Source organism: Motiliproteus sp. MSK22-1 (genome assembly GCF_001968815.1).
Taxonomy (GTDB): domain Bacteria; phylum Pseudomonadota; class Gammaproteobacteria; order Pseudomonadales; family Balneatricaceae; genus Motiliproteus.
Map to the genome: position 1 here is coordinate 166,723 of NZ_MIEQ01000072.1, position 20,968 is coordinate 187,690.

The window sequence follows — 20,968 nt, forward strand, 5'->3', positions numbered from 1 at the left end:
CGAAGAGTCGTATTGCACTGAGTGCTGATGTCATGAAAGAGCAGCAGGAGCTGTTCTTTGGTGCTGGCATGAACGCCTGTGTTCTTAGGCCTTTTCAAAGAGAGGAACTATATGCGCTCTGGCTGCTGTAGAGTTTGCCAAAGTGAATGCTGAGGCCGATTAGCGGCATTGCAGGAAGTCTCTCAGATCAAAAGAAACTTAATTCATATCAATTCGTAATGTAAACGATATTGCGAATCAATCTTATTGGGTGTATTATCTCTTTCGAACTAGGATGGAGATATAGCATTATGTACGTCTGCATTTGTCGCGCTGTTACCACTTCTCAGATCCAGCGTGAAGCAACCGAAGCCGATGGTAAACGCTCAGTACGGGAAATTAACGATCGCCTTGGTTGTGGTAAGGACTGTGGTCGCTGTCGATCTAATATTAAACAGCTGGTACAGGAAGCCCAGTCTCACTCTTCACAGCAAGGTTAAGATCACTAAGACAAAAGAGTTAAGATCAGGTTTGTCGTTGTGGTTCTGATTTCAACAGTTTTTTTCTGATTGGCTTGCAGCCCCTGCAGGTTAGTGTTTCATCTCCCTTCAACCCTCTTGGGGTGTCTCCAGCGCTGCCATAATACGTTGGAAATAAACTCGGTACTCTGCGGGTATCTCCATGCTCTTATAACTATCCGCGTTGATACAGACGGTAGTTGTTCTGGCATCAACACAGACAGTGCCGTTCACTTCAAAAATATAGCGAAGCCCCAGAGAAGCTCTTCCGAGCTTAAAGCAAGTGACTTTGACGACCGGTCGGTCACCAAATTGCAGGGGGTGTTTAAAATCTACGTCAGAATGAGCCATTGGGAATGCAACCCGCTCATTCTGTATCAGGTGGTAGTAGCGAACCCCAATATATTCCTCCCAGAGGTTTTCGAAGGATTCATGGATAAAATTATGAATACGGGGAAAATAGGCAATACCGGCTGGATCTACATCTCCGAAGCGCACTAAATGCTGAGTCAGAAACATTTCATTGCCATCGTTAGAGGTTGTACTCAGCAAGTTGGAGCGGGGTGTCATAATTTGTTTCTCTTTTATACCGTTGTATAAAACACTTTATCAGTTGTTGCTGTGGATCTCTTGATTAGATTCTTGTTTACTGTTTTAGCGCTGCGATGGCCTGTGCATAATTTGGCTCACTGGTGATTTCTGTCACCAGCTCTGTGTATATGATCTGGTCCTGTTCATCAAGCACAAGTACTGCTCGAGCGGTTAAGCCTGCCAATGGGCCATCCGTCAGCAGCACACCATAGTCCCTGGCAAAGTCTTTAGATCGCATCATTGACAGAGCCGACAGTTTATCCACACCTTCAGTTGAGCAAAATCGTTGTTGGGCAAAGGGCAGGTCTGCAGAAACTACCAGAACAGCGACATTGTCCAACAGACCCGCGCGGTAATTAAACATTCTTGCTGATTCCGCACAAAGCGGTGTATCCAAGCTCGGTATAATATTGATAAGCTTTCGTTTACCCGCAAAGTTCTTCAGGCTGATATCATCTAAACTGCTGTTAACCAGAACAAAATCAGGTGCCTGATCACCAACCCCCGGCAATTCACCATTTGTATGTACCGGACTTCCTTTCAAAGTAACTGTGGCCATTCTACGTACACTCGTCCTCTAAAACACTTGACGTGTCAAACTGCAGTTGTTTAGGAAATCTATGAACAGACCCACAGAGAACACAATGGACTTATTCATAGGTTTCTTGGAAATTATACTCAGTAAATCTGTTTTATGGCGAGTAAATAGTACAGGTTGGCGATGGTGCCCATGACCAGGTCTATAGCAAGGCTGTGGCGAAAGAGCTGGATGAACGTCATGAGTTGATTACAGCGGGTCGTCAATCAGGTGAATTGCGTATAGATATGACTGATAGCGACTCAATCCGGGCTGCCTTCGAGAAGGTCGGAAAGTTTGAAGCTGTGATTTGCTGTGCAGGTCATACTATCTGCTATCTGCTATCTGCTATCTGCTATCTGCTATCTGCTACTTGCTAGTTGCAACAACGGCTTGTTCCTCAGTAGAGGCTTCAAATTTGTTAACTATTTGGTGAAGGTAGATATCTCTATAGGGACCCTTTGAAATAGGGGCCCTTCGAATAAGTCCATTATGTTCTCAGCGAGCCTAAGGGATTTGTTCGCAGGTTCATTAGCAATGAGCGTCAGACTCCTGACCAGTGATTGCTAAATGACACGCTGATAAATGTGATAAAGATCTGATCCGTAAGCATAATATTGCTCTCGAATACGGCGGCCAAAAACTGGATAAGGCTGGCTGCAGGGGAGAGGTAAATCTTCAACAGGGGTTCCCAGAAGGTGATCCGCCATTGCTTTTCCCATAACGGTGCCTGGCCCTATACCCCGACCGCTGTAGCCCATACAGGCCAGGAGGCCTGGTGCTGGATTGTGAAGGTGAGGGAGGTGATCTGGTGAGAACGCTATTCTGCCGGACCAGCCGTGTTGCCAAAACGTTTCGCGATTTGTTTCGGTTTTATCGAAGATTTTCGGAAACAGTTTAAGTAATTGATGACTTGCCCAGCCCTGCAAAAACCGAGATCTCTTGTCAGAGAATTCACCGATACTGCCGATAATCAGGCGGCCTTCGTCATCAAGTCTGAATGAAGACATGACCTGTCGTGTATCCCAGCAGGCCTGTTTTTGTGGCAGGATCTTATTAAGTGCTTCGGAGCTCAACGGATTCGTCGCAAATTGGAAGTAGTAAAGTGGTGTGAAGGACTGTCTGAGGTTCTTCCACAGCTCTTTACTATAGGCATTGGTCGCAATAATTACATTTCTGGCATTAATTTCACCGGTTTCAGTCGTGATTTTCCAGTCACCGGTGGTCTCTGTTGCCAGCTTGAGGACGGCGGACCGGGTGTAAATTCTGGCCCCAAGAGACTGGGCCGTTGTGGCGAGTCCCCGGGCGTAACTCAAGGGTTGAATTGTTCCCGCTCTTGGATCGAACAGGGCTCCTCGATAAGCTTCTGTACCTGTCTTTTCAGCTGTTGTTGCTGCGTTCAGCAGTTTGACGGGTACTCCGCGCTTGATTAATTGTTCAGTTTTTCGGGCTAAATAGCGGTCTCCAGATTGCGAATGGGACAGGTGCAAGGTGCCGTTGCGATTGGCCTCGCACTGAATACCAAAGCGTTTGATAAGCGAAAAGACTAAATCGGGAGCTGCTCCCAGCGTTTTATTCAGACGTTGACCATACTCTTTTCCCAGTTTGGCCTCAATGTCATCAGGATTAAGCCAAAGACCGGCATTGACCAGACCGACATTTCTTCCTGATCCTCCGTAGCCTATATCTTCTGCTTCCAGAACAGTGACTGATATTCCCGCTTCAGCCAGATGTAAGGCAGCGGACAGTCCGGTAAAGCCGCCGCCAATGACTACGACGGCAGCCGTTTGATGACCTGTTAAGGGCCGGGTATCAGGAGCTTCGATCGCCGTATTGGCCCAGAGTGAATTCGGTAATTTAGAATCTGTACTGTCTTCAAGGGCCATAGCCAGACTTTCCTCAGGTGTATCCTTGGTGTCGTTATCCGGATCATAAATTTGTATTTGATGAGGGAAAAGAATCGTTTTTCTTTATCCCCTCTAGGTCTGGGCTATGACAGATGGATAAAAACATGGCCAGGAAAAAACGGATTAGATATCGATCAAACTGTTGTTTCTTGTGACTTGACCGCTATCGTCTTTCGTGGGATGTTGTGTGGCCTTATTCGGAGGGCTATTGCTACGAAGAATAACGCTGGAAAACTGAATTTTGGCAATAGGAAACGAATTTTTGGCTAGTCTTTCCATTCCGCTTCCCTCGGGCATTGCCCTGGATGCTGGTGATATAAAAATTCTGCATACCGGCAGAGTATTTAAGCAAACCATACTGGACTGTATTCGTAACGCGAAAAAGCGCATCAGTATTGCCGCGCTCTATATTCAGGACGATGAAGCCGGGAGTGAAATACTGCATGCCCTGTTTCAGGCCAAACAACAGAATCCGAGTCTGGACATAAAGGTGTTCGTTGATTTTCATCGGGCGCAACGAGGACTTATTGGCGAAAAACAATGCAGCGGTAATCGAGGTTTTTACCAAAAGCTGGCGGAGGAATACTCTGAACTTGTTGAGATCTATGGAGTTACCGTCAAGAGCAAGGAGGTGCTGGGTGTATTGCATCTAAAAGGCTTTGTTTTTGACGATACTGTTCTGTACAGCGGGGCCAGCTTAAACAATGTTTATCTGTACCAGAAAGATGAATACCGTTGTGACCGTTATTACTGCATTCAGAGTTCCCAGTTGGCTCAGTGTCTTGTCAATTATCTGAATGAGCAATTTGTTGATAGTCGCCTGGCAATGTTACTGACCGGCCAGCAGCAGCTTAACAAAAAACAGGTTCGGTATCGGGCAAAACAACAAAAAGCCCTGTTACGGCGTAGTCAGTATAAATATATTCCTGAAGCCCTTCATAAAGGACAGTTAACCGTTACCCCATTAGTTGGTTTAGGGGCCCGAGGCAATTTACTGAACCGGCAGATCCGCAACTTGCTGCGTATGGCGGAGCAGCAACTGGTAATTTTTACACCTTATTTTAATTTGCCGAATTCTTTAAAGGTAGAGCTTAAGCGGGCGCTGAAGCGTGGTGTTCAGGTCAAGATCATTGTGGGTGATAAACAGGCCAATGATTTTTACATTTCAGATGAAGATAAGTTCAGTACCATAGGTATCGTCCCCTATATTTATGAAACACTTCTTAAGCGTTTTGTCCGTAAGTTTCATCGATTTATTGTTGCAGATAAGCTGGAAGTAAGATTATGGCAGGATGGAAGCAACAGTTTCCATCTGAAAGGAATCGTTGTTGATGAGAAACTTCACCTGCTGACGGGTAACAATCTTAACCCGCGCGCCTGGAGTCTGGATTTGGAAAACGGTTTAATGTTCCACGATCCGGAACAGCTGCTCAAGGTAGGCTGGCAGCAGGAGCTGGCCAATATCGAGCAGCAAACGCGAAAGGTGACGGGGGTCAATCAACTACAGCATAACAGCGAATATCCGATAAAAGTTCAGAAGCTGTTGAAGCGCCTGAAAGTGACTGCGATAGACCGTATTCTTAAGCGCATTCTGTAGTCTTTATTCGATTAATACTACGTGCCTTATGACAGTGCTTACAGAGCTTTGGTTGATTGCTTGTTTTATCGATTACCTCGCTCGGTGAGTAATACCCACTCGGCGAGGTATCTGTTTTTTTAAATCTGGCTGTTTTAAACCACGCCGGGTTAATTCAGGTTTTTTAGGGACTGTCAGTTAAAAATGGGCTGACATGTTTCATTGCCCGCGCTACGTAGTCTTCTTTTTCCCCAACGGGCGCAACATAATGGATAGCGTTTTGAGCTGCTTCTTTCCCCTCCAGCCGGGCAATTATCCAGGTCGCCAGATATTGAGATGCAAGACAGCCTCCGGCACTTGCAATATTGCCCTCAGCAAAGAAAGGCTGATTCAGAACTTCGACACCGGCTTCCTGAACCCAGGGCTTGGTTGTAAGGTCGGTACAAGCTGGAAGATCATTCAGTAGCCCAAGCTTAGCCAGCAGCAGGGTACCGGAGCATTGGGCGCCGAGCAGTTGCCGGGATGGATCAAGTTGCAATTGTTCCATGATGGATTTATCGGCAACAATCTCTCTTGTTTTCATACCGCTACCAATGATGACGGCATCAGCCGAGCTGGCCTCACTCAGGGACTCCTGACCTTCAATCACCACTCCATTCATCGATTCAACCCGGGACGTCGGGCTGGCTATTGATACACGCCAGTCTGGTTTCTTAATGCGGTTAAGAATGCCAAGTGCAATGAGGGAGTCGAGTTCATTAAAGCCATCAAAGGTCAGAATAGAGATATGCATGGGGCTGTGTCCTATATTTGTTTAATCGTAGGTTTTTTGTGTTGATTGTGGTTGCTATAAAGCATTCTATTCTCCAAAATCATGACAATACAATTATTGTCATGGATACATTTCTATAGCCGTATCCTTTTGGACACTCTTTTGGAGAGCTGACTGCCATATGGCCCGTGCCCGATATAAACGCTTAGTTGATAAGTTTGCTGCCGATATCCGCGCAGGAAATTTACCACCAGGCCATCGGTTATCCACTCATCGACAGCTCGCTGCTGATGAGGGGATAGCGCTGGTCACTGCTACCAGAATTTATGCGGAGCTGGAAGCTATGGGGTTGGTCAGCGGGGAAGCAGGTCGGGGGACCTTTGTTCGAGAAACTGCGCTCCCTCCTGGTCACGGTATCGATCAGCCTGCGACGACTGAGGGAATGATTGATCTAAATTTCAACTCTCCGTCTCTTCCTGACCAGACTGAAATACTTCGGGAAGCCCTTCGCCAGCTGGCATCATCAGGAGATCTTGAAACACTGATGCACTATCAGCCCCATGCCGGTCGTAAGCACGAAAGGGCTACCGTGGCGCGTCACCTTGCAGCCAGGGGACTGTCTGTTGATGGGAGCCAGGTCCTGATTGTCAGTGGAGCCCAGCATGGCTTGGCCGCTACCGTCATGGCGCTACTTCGACCCGGTGATGTGGTTGCTGTTGATGCGTTGATCTATCCAGGTTTTAAAGTTCTTGCTGAGGTGCATCGACTGGAGCTGTCAGCTATACCGCTGTCCGATCAAGGTCCGGATTTAGACGCGTTAGAGGAACTGTGTCGGACTCGATCTGTTCGAGCCGTTTATGCCATGCCAACCCTCCATAATCCAATGGGGTGGGTTTTGGATATGGAGTACCGACAACGGCTTGTTGCTATCGCCCGCCAGCATAAATTACTGATTATTGAAGATGCTGCCTATGCTTTCCATGCAGAAGATCCGCCAGCTCCTTTGGCTGCGCTTGCTCCAGAGACAACCGTATATGTATCAGGGCTTTCGAAGAGTGTGGCTACCGGACTTCGTGTTGGATTTGTCGCCGCACCTTCGCAGTGGATATCAATGATTGAGCGGATAATCAGAGCCACAACCTGGAACACACCCGCTCTAATGACTGCAATGAGCTGCAGATGGATCGAAGATGGGACAGTGACCTATCTGGAATCCGAGAAACGTAAAGACGCAATAATCAGGCAGTCGATGGCTAGAGATATTCTTAACGGATTGGATTACGTCAGTAACCCTGCGTCGTACTTTCTCTGGCTTCCTTTACCTGAAGAGGTTCGGGCGGATCAGGTTGTAATGGCGCTTATGCAGTCAAATATTTCTGTTTCCACGGCAGAACCGTTTGCAACGACCCATCACATCCCCCATGCGATACGTCTGGCGCTTGGGTCAGCTGACATCGACACGCTTCAAGTGGCGCTAAAGAAAGTGAGAGAGGTGATCGATTATTATTCTTACTGAGATCTTTAATCAGCTAACAGAGACTTGTGCGTGCTCGTTCTGTTGTTTTCGAGGGGGCTGAGAGGTTGCAGTTCAACAGATAATAAATCCGTCATATCATTTGCCAAAGGCTCCCAGCCCAGGATTATTCTATATCTGTGATGTGTGCATATTTTCCTTCAGAACAAAGAGTTGCAGCAGAGGGCTTTCCACTTATTTGTTATTGGGTATCGATACTTGAAAGAAAATCATCGAGAATTTTATTGAACTCATCCGGTCTTTCCCAGAACATCAAATGTTTTCCCATATATGCAACCGTGGCAGAAGGGGTATTTGATTTTATCCATTTATCTGCGGCGTCTTCCATCTCTTTACGCACAATGTACAACAGTGGGGTTTTCCCTTCTAATGCAAGAAGGTCCTCACTGTAATCAAGATAAAACCCAGTGGCGTTTTGGATTGCTGCGACACTACTTGATGTTTTGCTTGCGATTTCTGATAACCAGATAAGATTCTCTGGTGTTGGTTTTTCAAGCATCCATTTGCTAAATTCTGTAACTACATTTTCACGATCCTCTATTATTCCTTCGGTGAACCACTGAGCATAGCCATCAGAGTCATTGTCTAAATACCAAACCCATTCGTCGCGCGATGAGCCCGTTATTTTGGGGCCCGTATCAATCATAATCATGGCTTTGAGTTTATCAGCACCAAACTGATTCAAATAGGCTAATTGCTCAGTTACTCCGTAGGACCAACCCGCCAAAATAACCTTTTTCAATTGGAGTTTATCAATCAGTTGAGCCAAATCTCTAGCATGTTGCTGGTAGGTGTGACCTTCCACTGGCTTTGATGATTTGCCCTGGCCACGGGGATCATAACTCAGCGCTCGATATTTGGTTGAATCTTTGAAGTGTGATAGTTGATGTACGAATACATCTGTTGACATCATCCAGCCAGGTATAAATATGATTGCTGTATCACCGCTTCCGGAATGTTCAAAATATAGGGTCAGATTCTCGTTTATCTTGATTTCATCAGCGACCACTCCTTTCATTAACAGACACCAGCTAGCTGTAACAACTATCAATGCCTTCAGCATTCTGTTTTTCTTCACTCTGTTTTTCCTCCAATTGTTCACTGGTTTACCAATTTTTGTCAGATAAAAATGTTCTTACACATTCATTGGTTGCCTCGGAAAATTTCCAGCAGAGCATGTACAATCATTTACACGAATAACCATGTAGTACGTTTGGTTCACCTTTAGAGACGCTGGTGAACAAGTCGAGTATGTTCATACGTAATCACTCCACTGAACACAACCTGTGCTTTACGGCCTATCCGGTAACTGTCGAAAGCTAATGGCCAGCCGGTTCCAGGCATTCATGAAGGTAATGATTAGTGTTAAATCAACCAGTTCTTCATCATTGAAATACTGTCTTACTCGCTCATAAGCTTCATCAGGAGCATAAGTTTGGGAAATATTAGTCACTGCTTCAGCCCAGGCCAGAGCCGCTTTCTCACGATCATCAAAAAATGGATATTCGTGCCAGGCAGCAATACAATCGAGCCTTTGTTGTTCTTCACCCAAAGCCCGGGCGTCACGGGCATGTAAATCGAGGCAATACACACAACCATTGATTTGTGAAACTCGAAGCTCCACCAAAGCTCTTAGTTTTTTATCAATGGCTACTGTTTGTTTTTTTAATGCTGCAAATTCTTTGATGGCGGTTGCATTTATTTTTCCGTAATCTAGCCTTGCAATCATGTTGTCACCTGCTGAGTGATAAGTACCGAATGAAAAGGTATAAGAATAAATATGGTGACAAGGGCTGTATTGTATTTTTCCGACAGGCTTAATTGATGTCTCGCTCACTACCACTGCATTTATCAGAAATAGGGCTGCAGAGAATGCGGCCTTCACCTGTACTACAACCGTTTATTGAGTGGTTTTGGGCTATCTGCCCAGATCAATATGTGCGAGAACAGCATCACGAATTGATGCATTCACAGGGTGGTTTAGGTTTACTGTTTAATTGGGGAGACAAACTGGAAAGCACGTATGGGCATTATCAGCCATCAGTGAGTCTGGAGAGCGTTCAACTCTGTTCACGGAAAATTACCTTAACTGGAAATATTCAAGCGTTCGGCATCCTGTTTCGTCCAGGTGGTGCTTTCCCGTTCTTCGATATACCGATGCATGAATTAACCTGTGTCGATCAATTGCAGTCAAGGCATTTGTCTCTATTACATGACCAGCTTGCTGATATCCCAACGTTTGCCGGGAAAGTCAGGCGGACAGAGTCCTGGTTAACCTCTCTTTTACATCAGGATTACAGACAGCTATTCACCGTTCCGGCTTTGTTAAAACTCATTAACGATCATCAGGGACAACTATCAATTCAGCAGATTGCTCGTCGTTCGTATTTAAGTGAGCGTAAGCTTGAGCGAATATTCAAACAGAAAGTGGGCATCTCTCCCAAAAAATATTCACGCCTTGTACGACTGCATCAGGTGCGCACTGTATTGAAGCAATCAACTTTGACATTGGCTGATATCTCCCACTTGACGGGGTTTTATGATCAGGCTCATTTTAATCGAGAATTCATGAAAATAGTCGGCATGACGCCTGGTGAATACCTGTCACGATAACCATTGACAAGCACTTCGAGAAACAGCGCTTCTTCTGGTTAGGGTATTGATCAGCCTGCGATGACTGGGGGAATGATTGATCCAAATTTCAACTCTCCGTCACTTCCTGACCAGACTGAAACACTTCGGCAGCGGCTATCATCAGGAGATCTTGAAACACTGATGTACTTGGGATCTTTAATTAGCGATCTTCAGAGAAAATTTTACTCAGAAGATTGATCAGAACGGCTCGTTCCTGGTCGGTCAACTGTGCAGCCAATCGATCTTCGTGGGCCTCTATCTGAGGTATTAGCTGCGCTAACAGAGATTTTCCTTCATCGGTCAGCACCAGTGAGTTGGTACGTCGATCCCCTGCAACAGGTTTGCGTTCTACCAAATTCTTTCGCTCCAGTTTGTCGATAGCCGAAACCACTGTTGAACGGTCAAGGCGTACCGCACGAGCCAGTTCCGCCTGTTTCAGTCCGGGGTTTGCTTCGATAACCATTAAAGCAGCGAATAAACTGGGTGTGATCTGGCTATCACCGACAGACTCTGCAAAATCACGAAATACAGCAACTTGCGTTAATCGCAGCTGATATCCGATTAGTTGGGGCAGGATGCCATAGTCAATTTTTTTGCTGGCCGCATTTTTCATAGATGGTGGAAAAGCTATAGATTGAAGTCAAACTATTGTAGTTAAAATTGATACTAACTGAAATGTTTGATGCTAAGTATTCCATACCAAAGACAATCGAGATGGAAAATCTGGAGACCTCTCTTTTTCGCTGAATAAAGATCAGTATTTTTCGACCATCAATCTATCTCGATGAGAGCCGGGAATCATTTGGTATCGGGTGTCAATGAGCTTGATTGGCAGAGCTGGCAGTGGTTTCTGAGTAAGACGTCAGTAAAACGAACAGCAGAGTATCACCGGTAATAACTCTGCTGTTTATTCGATAGACTGACGAAAACCGGTCTCGACAGATTTTTTAATTAAAGATCAGCGTAGATCTTTGACTCGAACGGCTTTCCCTTCTGAACGTGGAATCTCACCGGGAGCCTTAATACTTACTTTGCAGCTGATTCCCACCATTGATTTGATATGGTGGGTCACTTCCGCAGCTATGGCCGGGTATTGCTCGGGACGGGCGTTGGGGTTTGCTTCCACCTCCGCATCCAATGTGTCCATGTTGCCATCGCGACGAATCACCAGCTGGTAGTGTGGGGCGATGTTCGGGAAGCCCACTAACACCGATTCTATTTGAGACGGATAGACGTTAACACCACGGATAATCATCATGTCGTCATTACGTCCCGTCACTCGAAGAATGCGAACGTGGGTACGACCACAGCTGCAAGGTTCTGTGCTGAGGCGTGTGATATCCCTTGTGCGGTAGCGGATCATGGGCAACGCTTCTTTAGTGAGTGTCGTGATAACCAACTCACCTGTTTCACCCATGGGGAGCGGTTGTTCTGTTTCGGGATCGATGATTTCAAATAGAAAGTGGTCTTCCCAGCCGTGCAGACCCGCTTGTTCCTCGACACATTCAATAGCAACACCGGGGCCCATTATTTCCGATAAGCCATAGATATCAACAGCTTTGATATCCAGTCGTTGTTCCAATTCTGCACGCATGGCGTCACTCCAGGGTTCTGCACCGAAGATACCGATGCGAAGAGGGCCTGAACGCAGGTCGATATCCTGCTGCTCGGCATGATCAGCCAGATTCAGCGCAAAGGACGGGGTGGCACAGAGCACATTGGCACCGAAATCCCTGAGTACGACGTTTTGTTTTTCAGTGTTACCACCGGACATGGGAGTGACGGTGCAGCCTAACTTCTCTGCGCCATAGTGGGCTCCTAAGCCGCCGGTAAACAGGCCATAGCCATAAGCGTTATGCAACATGTCTCCGGGAACGCCACCGGCGCAGGCAATGGAACGGGCCATTAACTGTGCCCAACGATCAATGTCTCCCCTGGTATAGCCCACTACAGTGGGTTTGCCAGTGGTCCCGCTGGATGCATGGACTCGGGTAACCTGATCTCTGGGCACGGCAAACATCCCGAAAGGATAGTTATCTCTCAGGTCTGTCTTCACGGTAAAGGGGAACTTTGCCAGATCCTCCAGGGAATGGAGTTCCTCCGGGTTGACGCCGGTATCATCAAAGCTCTGCTTGAAATGAGGGACATTACTGTAAGCGTGATGCAGCGTTTTCTTAAGCCTGTCCAGCTGAAGTTCTGCCAGCTGCTCTCTGGGCAGGGTTTCAATTTCCGGTTGATACATGTAGCCGTCACTGGTGAAAGCGGGGGCAGTCACACTGTTGCCGATACTCATTTGGGGTCGCCTCTCTGTTATTTTTGTTCATAGTGCGATTGAGTTGCTAAGATCGTACAGAAGCCATTGGTCTGGCTAAACGCGTATTGTCAGAGACCTGTTTGTATATATCGTCTTATTATTAATATCCTTCCTGGGCCATGTTTAAACGATAGTTATGTCGGCTTCTATGAAACTTCAGTCAGTTGCTCAAACGCTTTCAGGCTCCTGACCTGATCGTTAACTCTTCGCTGTAAGTGTTCAACCTGGGCTTCGCTAAGGTGGCGATATTTACCAATTTGCTTCAGGTATTCCGCCATCTTGATTGGATTATCTGTACTGCGAGTGAAGCGCAGTCCCTGCTCTGGGGTAAAGTCCCAAAGTGTGACGAAATTACTTTCGACCTGTTTGCGACAGACTTCAATGGTGTCTGCTGCCGGGAAGCGCCAACCGGTCGGGCAGGGGGCATAAACGTGAAGATAGGCAAAGCCGTGTTTGGAAGCAGCGATCGCCTTATCCAGTTTTTCATAATAGTCATCCATGAACGCCAGCGATGCCGTAGCCACGTACTCGCAGTTATGCATCATCATGATTTTAGCCATGTTCTTGGCATCGGTGCGTTTCCCTTGCATTTCTTTACCCACTGGAGTGGTGGATGTCCAGGAACCTGCTGGAGTACTGCCAGAACTTTGCATACCGGTATTCATGTAGCCTTCGTTATCAACACACATAAATAACTGCTGTTCATTACGTTCTGCTGCACCGGAGAGGGACTGAAAGCCCACATCACCAACACCACCATCTCCCGCCAGAGCGAGCATGGTGACATCGCGTCCGACCCGGTTGTATTGCTTTTTGATACCGGCCAGCATAGAGGCTGTGTTTGTCAGTAGCGGGTGAAAAACGGGTACTTTTGTCCCCGTCTTACCGTTATATCCCACCGTTCCCATACCTGGAATACAGCCTGGTGGGGTTGCGACAACGACATTAGTGCCTACATTTCGAAGTGTGTGGCGAATTAACAGTTCTGAATTGCAGCCCTGGCAGGCAGAAAGGCCTGGTACAAATAAATCGTCTTTATCGCTGATGCGGTTATAGATGCTACCGGAAGTATTGTATTCCAGCGCACCCTTAGGGCAGACTTTTACGCAGGCGGGATTACCATCACAGCTATCACACTTGGTTACATGGCCAATTTCTGCATTGTAGGTAATACCGCCAAAGGCACAGCCAACGGTGCAGAGCAGGCAATTGACACACTTATCGGCATGCCAATCAATAGTTCCTGTGGTTGCGTTTTTAGTCAGAGCAGCTGCCGGACAGTTTGATACACATTTGGGGTCACCACATTGACGGCACATGGCCAGTTCAATCGCGCCGCTATCCGATGCCTGCGGGTCTCCAGACGGCTGATCGGTGGTTAGAATCTGAATGCGAGAATGAACAATATCATCCGATCCTGCTTTGGCCTGGGCGCAGGCCAGCATGCAGTCTCCGCACCCGTCGCACTTATCCTGATTAAAGGTGATTGTGTTATAACCTATACCCACTTTACTTTCTCCTTCAGTGGCGGCTGTGGCAGATAATGAGTGCTTTCATTGTTAACGGAGTACTTTTATAGTCAGCGTTCAGGTTCGGTCAGCTCTTAAGTACTCATTGGCTACAGCAATTAACGCCAAGTGCCAGACATCAGCCGGCGACCGGTTTCAAGTGGCTGGGCCACAAATTCTTTTTTAACGGCTCCAAGATCAATGCGGCGCAAAATCAGTTGCCACATGATGCCGGGGTCAAGAGCAGCATTGATCCCGGAAATACCCTGCAGTCGGTTGTCTTTAAAAATGATTTTCTGGAAGTAGCCTTTATCGCTATCAACAGTCAGCTCTATCTCCAGCTTGTCTGTCGGCTCGCCATTCAAGGGGCCGGATGATGAATCGCTTGTCCCGACCGAGATCGCTTGCTGGCCATAAAAGGTATAGGTGTTGATTGGCACACCACCACTGTAGTTTTTCAGGCTGGGGTCATCGGACATAGCCATTCCAGCAATTCGTCCCTGCTCTACTGCATCGGGTAAAATTCCGGTAGTGACTTTAGTATCGCTGTAAAAGTCTTTGGCCTGGGCTACATCTCCAGCGGCCCATATATTTTTCTGATTGGTACTCATATGATTGTCGACCAGTATTCCCTGGTCGGTTTGCAGATGACTTCCGGAGCAGTAGTCGAAAATGGGACGGACCCCGGTGCTCACCAACAGCAGGTCGGCATCCAAGGTCTCTCCACTGTCCAGTTCAACACGACAACCTGTGTTTTGCTGATCGCTACTTTGTGGAGAAATACTGACCGCTTTATGCCCCATTTTCATGTTAATGCCATGCTGATCGAAAGCTGATTGGATCATCTGCGCAGCCTGAGGATCAAAATAGCCGGGTAACACCTGAGTCTGCATCTCAATAATGGTCACTTCCAGACCCGCTTCCGCCAGGTTTTCAGCCCCGTGCATACCGACCAGTCCTGCGCCAAGCACAATCGCTTTCTTTGCTTTTTGGGAGGCATCCCGCAAAGCAACCGCATCTTCGAGTGTTCGTAATACCAGATGCTTGACCTTATCCAGACCGGGGATGGGAGGAATAATCGGGCTTGCTCCCGTGGCCAGCAGCAATTTTTCGTACTGCCAGCGATCACCGTTGTCCAGTACAGCAGTGTTGCAATCCGGTTCTATACTGCTCAAGCTGCGATTGGTTACAAACTCAACAGCATGCTGTTCGAAATAGCTCTGATCTCTTAGTGCGACATTGTCTGCTTTTGAGCGCCCAGAGACCACATAGGGCAGCACAGTGGGTGAGTAAGGTAAGTGGGAGTCTCGGGTGATCATAGTGAGACTGCCCTCTGTATCCTGCATGCGAATCGCACTGACCGCTTCCAGAGCGGCGTGAGAGCTGCCGATGATCAAGTATTTACAGTGTGGCATGTTCTATCCCCGAAATTAGTCGTTACGGTTGATCCAGACAGGTTCATCGTAGCTATGTCCCTTGAGAAGCTTTGCGGTATCTTCTATGACTTCGCTAAAGTGCTCGACAGTAATGTCTGCTCCGGCCAGGCCGCCGATAAAGCTTGCCGATGGCATAAAGCGCTGTAGTTTTTGAGCGGCTGCTATGGTTTCCTGATACAGAGGCCCGCAGTTCCAGCCAAAATTGACCGAGCGGTCTACAACTCCTATCGCTTTGACTTTATTCAGCGCACGGTTGATAGCAGCGACCGGGAAGGGGCGGAAGGTTTTTACCTTAATAAGCCCTACAGCTTCGCCACGATCACGAGCCTCATCTACTGCATCCTTGGCTGCCCCCGTCATACTGCCAATAGTCACTATGGCATAGTCGGCATCTGCTAATCGGTACTCTTCTACCAGCGGTGAGTAATGTCGACCGATACGATCGCCCCAGTCCTTATGGGTTTCTTCTATAACGCGCAAGGCATTCTGCATGGCATCAGTCTGTCCTTTACGATAGTTAACGAACATTTTCGGTCCAGGGCCACCGGCTCCGCCGGTAAGCGGGTCTATTGCCATGGGACGTTCGGGGTCCAGGGCTGCATGCCAGTTAACGTTCTTTTCACCCAGGAAGGCGTCCACCAGCGGTGCTGCAGGTAAGCTGATACCGGTAACGCCATAGGAAAGATAATTGCCGTCACTGTTGACGTTTACCGGTAACATCACATCAGGATGTTCTCCGATGCGATATGCCATGACCGTTGTGTCCAATACTTCCTGAACGGTCTCACAGTACATCTGAATCCAACCTGCTTCTTTGACCAGCATGGCATCCTGGTGGCCACCCCAGACACATTGAGGTGTCAGGGTATCCCGGGTTACCAAGCTGGCAACGATGGGGAGTCGCAGACCGGGGGTACGAATGTAAGGTTCAAACATAAACGCCAAACCCGGGCCACAGGTTGCGGTGTAAGTCCGAGCACCGGCGAGGGCTGCACCTTGTAAGGCTGAGAGTACACTGTGCTCTCCTTCGACATTCATCAGTTCAGCATCGATTATGCCTTCGGCAACAAACTGAGATACGTACTCGACTAATGAGGACTGAGGAGTGATAGGATATACCGCGATAACATCGGGTCGGGATAGTGCAACACCCCAAGCGGCGGCTTCATTACCATCACAGACAAGAGTCTTGGATTGGCAGGCGGATTCCAGGGTCGAATCGATAGTTTTCTCAATCGCAGTCATTTGATTATCTCCCTACCTCTTCGATCATGCTGATAGCCCCGTGGGGGCACTCATGGGCGCAGATACCGCAGCCCTTGCAGGTTTCCAGGTTGATATCAAACCAGGCAGGTTTTTCGACGATGCACTGTACCGGGCAGTAGATCCAGCAGGTGGCGCATTTAACACATTTTTCACGGTCAACCACTGGTCGTTCTGCTCTCCAGTCTCCCGGTAGCATCTGGGTACAGTCACTGGCAACCGGACAAAGGTTATCGGGAACGGTCTCCGGGTATACCGATTGATAGGGAATCAGGTTTGGAGCTTGAACCGTTGATGATCCGTTCTTTGGCGTTGAACGAGACATTAGTGTTCCTCCTGAGCCGATTGCTGTTCCTGCCCTTGATTTTGACTCTGACCCAAAGGGGGTTGTAGCTGATAGACCTGGGTTTCCTCATAGCCTCGTTCGATGGCAAGCATATTCTGATGAAGGCCCGCATCACGGAAGTTTGCCGTCTCCAGCCCTTTTTTCAGCGATTCCAGCGAAACGGCCCCGGTTGTTTTTGCGAATGCTCCCAACATAATGGTGTTGGTGATTGGACGTCGGAATACTTCCATGGCGATACTGACAGCATCGCAGAGCCCCAGAGTACTGATACTGTCCGGTATCTTCAGTGATTCTTTAGACTCTTTGCTGGTGTGGATCCAGGTTCCTCCTGACTGAACACCTTCAAAGACATTGACCGCGTTGATTACAGAAGGATCGATACTGATCACTGAATTAGGAGTATAGATGTTATTAATACGACGAATTTCCTTTTCGTCGAAGCGCATGAATGCAGCTACGGGGGCTCCACGCCGCTCGAAGCCAAAAGCGGGAATGGCAGTAACAAATTTGCCTTCCTCTACCAGTGCTTTGGCCAGAATCTTGGAAGCCAGTACGGCTCCCTGTCCGCCGCGGCCGTGAATTCGAAGTTCATGCATAGCCTGGTTATCCTTTATTCCTGTGGCTGCCGCTGGCAGCCTCAACAACGCCATTTTTAATACGGTTTATTGGCGATGATTTGAATTTTGGAGAGTGAAGTTGTTAGCAGCAATCCCATTACTTTTACGATTCTATTACCTGGTTCATTCCATCAGGTTAAAGAGTATTGAACTTGCTCAGCTTTGCTTTTAAACGCTCTGCTGTCTGGGCTACATCAACGACGAAGCGACTGTGTTTGCCAAATGCCACTTTTTCCAAGGCATCGGTCACAACCACATCAAAGCTGACTGCGCGACCTTTTGCTTCTGCCACTGTGACTTTTATATCAACCCACATTCCTTCCAGAGTCGCACCAATGTGATCCAGTTCGACCCGGGTGCCTACAGAATCTTCTCCTTTATCAGAGTATTCCAGCAGCAGGTCTCGACAGGCCATTTCAATATCGTAAAGCAGGTTTGGAGTTGAGTAGACACGTCCTTCGTCACCCATAAATTCAATAGTGCGATTGCGGTCGACATTAACCCGGCAAGTGGAAGTGATGCCGGTGGTGAGGTTATCTTTCACAGTGTTTCCCTCTTTAGTTGTTGTTGGGTGTTGCTGTGTATGTTTCTTAGCCTGGCTTCGTTGAGCTGCCGGTCTATTCAGTATTGTTCTTCCAGGTCACAAATAGCGCAGATAAATCCAGAATTGTGAACTATAGTGCGTATTTTTCGCTTGCTCATATTCTGTTTGTGTGTTTTATAGTGCAACATCTCTTCTGAAGGTTGCAATGCAAAGAGGGAATTTCTATTCCACCTAGTGGAATCGTCTGCTAGATTGAAAGGTAGTGGTTTTCTGCCGTGTCGGCTTCATTAGATTTCTGTAGTTCCGAAAACTCTTTTAGGTTCTTTAACGATGGAAAATGTAATTAGGGCGCTGGCTAGAGGTCTTCAGGTTATTGAGTACCTGCAGACGCAGTCACCGGCTTCCCTGGCCGAGCTTCATAAGGGCACCACCTTGCCCAAGGTGACTCTATTAAGAATTCTTCATACCCTGCAGGAGGAGGGCTGGGTTTATCGTGGCATTGGCGATGAACGTTACCGACTCTCCTATCACCTTCATCATCTTGGCGATAATCTGATGGCTGCTGATGCGCTGGCTGAAGCGGCTGGCCCCATTCTGGACAGTTTACAAACTGATGTGCTCTGGCCGTCTGATGTGGCTGTGCGTAAGGGATTACGAATGGAGATCGTTGAAACCACTCGTAAGAAACAAGCAATCGTTATTAATCGGGAGGCGATTGGCGTCGAGCCGGAAATCCTGAGATCCGCTGTAGGGCATGCTTACTTTGCTTTTTGTTCGGATACCGAGCGTGAGGAGATTTTGGAGCGTCTTGTACAGTTTGGTGGTGAGCAGGGACGACTGGCAAAAGACAAGGCTTGGATTGCTAAGGTGCACCGGGAGGTTCTGGAGCGAGGATATGGCCAGCGGGATGCCCACTCATGGCCGACTCCGGCAGGTGCTCTTTGTGGAATTGCTGTACCGGTGTTTGTTGAGGGGCGGGTGAAAGCCTGTATCAATATTGTCTGGCCCGATGGAGCCGTTGCTTCGGAACAGATAGAAACCATGCTCTACCCTCGGCTGAAAAAAGCCGCAGAACAATTGTCTGCCGTCGTTGAAGAAAGCTACTTTACCTGAATGTGCTGAAGAGCCTGTACGGCCAGCAAAATGGGAAATCTGAGGGGGCGGTTAGGCAGATTATGGAAAAACAAATCAGAGTACTTGCGCGGGGGCTTCAGGTTGTTGAATGCATACGCACCCGCTCACCAGCCCCTCTGGCTGAGATCAATCGAGTTACAGGACTTCCCAAAAGCACGCTGCTCAGGATTCTTCACACACTCCAGCAAATGGGCTGGGTTTATCGGGGGCGCAGTGATGAGTGCTATCGTTTGTCTTACCACCTGCAACGACTGGGTGACCACCTGCTGTCAGCCGATGCTTTAGCGGAGGCCGCAGGGCCGATACTGGATGCTTTGCAGGACGATGTTTTCTGGCCTTCTTATGTTGCGGTTCGCAAGGGCTTAAAGATGGAGGTCGTTGAAAGGACACGTAAGAAGCAGGTTATTGCAGTTAATCCGGAAATGGTCGGTGTTCGCGCAGAAATTCTGCGATCAGCGATTGGTCACGCATACCTGGCCTTTTGTTCTGATACGGAACGGGGTGAAATTCTTGAGCGACTGATTGCCGGGGGTGGTGAACCGGGCAAACTCGCTGCCGATGACTCCTGGGTCGCTAGTGTTGTTGAGCAGGTTCGGCTGCGAGGTTATGGTGAACGGCAAGCCCATTGCTGGCCCGCTCCCGCAAATGACCTTTGTGCCATTGCCGTTCCGGTCTTCCGGGATCAAAGGGTCAAAGCCTGTATCAATATGGTATGGCCTGAGGGAGCCGTTGATTCCATGACCATTGAGCATCAGCTGTTTCCCAGATTAAGAGCAGCTGCCGATAGTCTTGCAGACATCTTGGATAATGAAGATTTACTGCCATAAAACAGACAAAGTGATCTGCCGAAGATCAAGATAACCCTTCTAAAAGACAGTTAGGGAACTTTCTAATAACTCCATTATGTTCTCTGCGAGCTCAATCCGAGAGCTTCTTTTGTTCGTCATATCCCGCTACTGCACTATATTTCACAGTATGTCTAGGAATAATTCCGTAGGGTGGAACAATTCCCGGGGGTTATCTTCACTTTCTGAATGTGATGATGCACTATAAATCACACATTCCAGTAGATAAACGACTAGGTGGTGCTGTTTCTAAAAGACTTCAGACGACATATCTGAATTATATTTCCTGTTTAGAGCGTTGTAATACAAAAATAAATACTCACTCAAGTTAGGATATTAATCATGAAAAAGCGGAGTAAGCGTTTAATTGGTATGGCGGCAGTTGCCATCAGTGCAATGGTTGTTGGTGCTCCGGCCCTGGCTGCGGCTGACAGTATTAAAATAGGTACTTTCCTGGCAGTCACCGGTCCGGCCTCCTTTTTGGGCGATCCCGAGCTGAAAACACTGCAGATGTATATCGAGGAGATTAACGCCAAAGGCGGTGTGGACGGGAAAACCGTCGAACTGGTCCACTACGATACCGGTGGTAACGCCAAAAAAGCCGTGAGCTTTGCCAAGCGTTTGATCAAACGGGATAAGGTGGATGTGATTGTCGGCGGCTCCACCTCCGGCAGCACCCTGGCGGCCATGCCTGAAATCAGTAAAGCCGGTGTGCCGTTTATTTCACTGGCCGGGTCGGTCAAAATTATTGATCCGGTCAACAAGTGGACCTTCAAAACCCCTCATACCGACCGTATGGCGGCCTCTAAAGTCTTCCTGGATATGCAAAAACGGGGCATCACCAAGGTGGCTCTGATCAGTGGTGACGGGGGC

At 47.9% G+C, this 20,968-nt stretch carries 22 protein-coding genes; 8 read left to right on the plus strand and 14 right to left on the minus strand.

All coding sequences use genetic code 11. The features are described 5' to 3' along the window. The first annotated feature begins 290 nt into the window (after positions 1-290). On the plus strand, positions 291-479 hold the full coding sequence (locus BGP75_RS20680; RefSeq protein WP_076720778.1) for a bacterioferritin-associated ferredoxin: 189 nt from the start codon (positions 291-293) through the stop codon (positions 477-479). Between the two features lie 108 nt (positions 480-587). On the opposite strand, the gene BGP75_RS20685 is transcribed toward BGP75_RS20680, so the two are convergent. Both BGP75_RS20685 and tpx read right to left on the minus strand, forming a co-directional pair. Continuing rightward, the gene (locus BGP75_RS20685; protein ID WP_076720779.1) at positions 588-1,067 is read right to left on the minus strand and encodes a thioesterase family protein; all 480 of its coding nucleotides are present in this window, start codon (positions 1,065-1,067) and stop codon (positions 588-590) included. Between the two features lie 76 nt (positions 1,068-1,143). Next, on the minus strand, positions 1,144-1,647 hold the full coding sequence (tpx, locus tag BGP75_RS20690) for a thiol peroxidase (RefSeq protein ID WP_076720780.1): 504 nt from the start codon (positions 1,645-1,647) through the stop codon (positions 1,144-1,146). A gap of 194 nt (positions 1,648-1,841) precedes the next feature. Between tpx and BGP75_RS20695 the strand changes: the two genes are divergently transcribed. Further along, entirely contained in the window at positions 1,842-2,045 is a 204-nt protein-coding gene (locus BGP75_RS20695) for a hypothetical protein (RefSeq protein ID WP_076720781.1), read from the plus strand. Positions 2,046-2,231: 186 nt separating this feature from the next. Here the strand turns inward: BGP75_RS20695 and BGP75_RS20700 are convergent, their stop codons facing one another. Next, a complete protein-coding gene (locus BGP75_RS20700) occupies positions 2,232-3,551 on the minus strand; it encodes an FAD-binding oxidoreductase (protein ID WP_076720782.1) in 1,320 nt (439 codons plus the stop codon). 283 nt (positions 3,552-3,834) lie between these two features. Here BGP75_RS20700 and pssA point away from each other — a divergent pair, with 283 nt between their 5' ends. Further along, entirely contained in the window at positions 3,835-5,169 is a 1,335-nt protein-coding gene (gene pssA / locus BGP75_RS20705) for a CDP-diacylglycerol--serine O-phosphatidyltransferase (protein ID WP_076720813.1), read from the plus strand. A 163-nt stretch (positions 5,170-5,332) separates the two neighbouring features. Here pssA and BGP75_RS20710 read toward each other — a convergent pair whose 3' ends face one another. After that, positions 5,333-5,941, minus strand: a complete 609-nt coding sequence (locus BGP75_RS20710) for a DJ-1/PfpI family protein (RefSeq protein ID WP_076720783.1) — start codon at positions 5,939-5,941, stop codon at positions 5,333-5,335. 160 nt (positions 5,942-6,101) lie between these two features. Here BGP75_RS20710 and BGP75_RS20715 point away from each other — a divergent pair, with 160 nt between their 5' ends. Continuing rightward, on the plus strand, positions 6,102-7,436 hold the full coding sequence (locus BGP75_RS20715; protein ID WP_076720784.1) for a PLP-dependent aminotransferase family protein: 1,335 nt from the start codon (positions 6,102-6,104) through the stop codon (positions 7,434-7,436). Between the two features lie 199 nt (positions 7,437-7,635). On the opposite strand, the gene BGP75_RS20720 is transcribed toward BGP75_RS20715, so the two are convergent. Together BGP75_RS20720 and BGP75_RS20725 are read right to left on the minus strand one after the other, a co-directional pair. Then, positions 7,636-8,532 carry an alpha/beta fold hydrolase gene (locus BGP75_RS20720; RefSeq protein ID WP_198939502.1) on the minus strand — a complete coding sequence of 299 codons (897 nt, stop codon included), beginning with the start codon at positions 8,530-8,532 and terminating at the stop codon, positions 7,636-7,638. Between the two features lie 213 nt (positions 8,533-8,745). Then, a complete protein-coding gene (locus BGP75_RS20725) occupies positions 8,746-9,183 on the minus strand; it encodes a carboxymuconolactone decarboxylase family protein (protein ID WP_076720785.1) in 438 nt (145 codons plus the stop codon). A gap of 95 nt (positions 9,184-9,278) precedes the next feature. Here BGP75_RS20725 and BGP75_RS20730 point away from each other — a divergent pair, with 95 nt between their 5' ends. Further along, positions 9,279-10,067: a helix-turn-helix transcriptional regulator gene (locus tag BGP75_RS20730; protein WP_076720786.1), complete on the plus strand. Its 789-nt coding sequence runs from the start codon at positions 9,279-9,281 to the stop codon at positions 10,065-10,067. A gap of 181 nt (positions 10,068-10,248) precedes the next feature. On the opposite strand, the gene BGP75_RS20735 is transcribed toward BGP75_RS20730, so the two are convergent. The 8 genes from BGP75_RS20735 to BGP75_RS20770 form a co-directional block, all read right to left on the minus strand. After that, a complete protein-coding gene (locus tag BGP75_RS20735) occupies positions 10,249-10,701 on the minus strand; it encodes a MarR family winged helix-turn-helix transcriptional regulator (RefSeq protein ID WP_076720787.1) in 453 nt (150 codons plus the stop codon). Between the two features lie 345 nt (positions 10,702-11,046). Beyond that, positions 11,047-12,381 carry a phenylacetate--CoA ligase family protein gene (locus BGP75_RS20740; RefSeq protein WP_076720788.1) on the minus strand — a complete coding sequence of 445 codons (1,335 nt, stop codon included), beginning with the start codon at positions 12,379-12,381 and terminating at the stop codon, positions 11,047-11,049. A gap of 167 nt (positions 12,382-12,548) precedes the next feature. Next, a complete protein-coding gene (gene padI, locus BGP75_RS20745) occupies positions 12,549-13,910 on the minus strand; it encodes an NADH-dependent phenylglyoxylate dehydrogenase subunit beta (protein ID WP_076720789.1) in 1,362 nt (453 codons plus the stop codon). 119 nt (positions 13,911-14,029) lie between these two features. Further along, positions 14,030-15,325, minus strand: a complete 1,296-nt coding sequence (padH, locus tag BGP75_RS20750) for an NADH-dependent phenylglyoxylate dehydrogenase subunit epsilon (protein ID WP_076720790.1) — start codon at positions 15,323-15,325, stop codon at positions 14,030-14,032. 15 nt (positions 15,326-15,340) lie between these two features. After that, complete coding sequence (gene padG, locus BGP75_RS20755; RefSeq protein WP_076720791.1) at positions 15,341-16,591, minus strand: NADH-dependent phenylglyoxylate dehydrogenase subunit alpha; 1,251 nt, start codon at positions 16,589-16,591, stop codon at positions 15,341-15,343. Between the two features lie 4 nt (positions 16,592-16,595). Next, positions 16,596-16,934 (minus strand): NADH-dependent phenylglyoxylate dehydrogenase subunit delta, encoded by a 339-nt coding sequence (gene padF / locus BGP75_RS20760; protein ID WP_083704953.1) that lies wholly within the window; start codon positions 16,932-16,934, stop codon positions 16,596-16,598. Next, positions 16,934-17,551, minus strand: coding sequence for an NADH-dependent phenylglyoxylate dehydrogenase subunit gamma (gene padE / locus BGP75_RS20765; RefSeq protein ID WP_076720792.1), 618 nt, complete (start codon positions 17,549-17,551; stop codon positions 16,934-16,936). The genes padF and padE overlap by 1 nt, the downstream gene beginning before the upstream one ends. A 157-nt stretch (positions 17,552-17,708) precedes the next feature. Further along, the gene (locus tag BGP75_RS20770; protein WP_076720793.1) at positions 17,709-18,116 is read right to left on the minus strand and encodes a thioesterase family protein; all 408 of its coding nucleotides are present in this window, start codon (positions 18,114-18,116) and stop codon (positions 17,709-17,711) included. A gap of 330 nt (positions 18,117-18,446) precedes the next feature. Here BGP75_RS20770 and BGP75_RS20775 point away from each other — a divergent pair, with 330 nt between their 5' ends. The 3 genes from BGP75_RS20775 to BGP75_RS20785 form a co-directional block, all read left to right on the plus strand. Further along, positions 18,447-19,229, plus strand: a complete 783-nt coding sequence (locus BGP75_RS20775) for a helix-turn-helix domain-containing protein (RefSeq protein ID WP_076720794.1) — start codon at positions 18,447-18,449, stop codon at positions 19,227-19,229. A gap of 62 nt (positions 19,230-19,291) precedes the next feature. After that, complete coding sequence (locus tag BGP75_RS20780) at positions 19,292-20,077, plus strand: helix-turn-helix domain-containing protein (protein ID WP_143821132.1); 786 nt, start codon at positions 19,292-19,294, stop codon at positions 20,075-20,077. Positions 20,078-20,437: 360 nt separating this feature from the next. Beyond that, positions 20,438-20,968: ABC transporter substrate-binding protein (locus BGP75_RS20785; protein WP_158070146.1), on the plus strand; the 531-nt coding region annotated here is incomplete at its 3' end.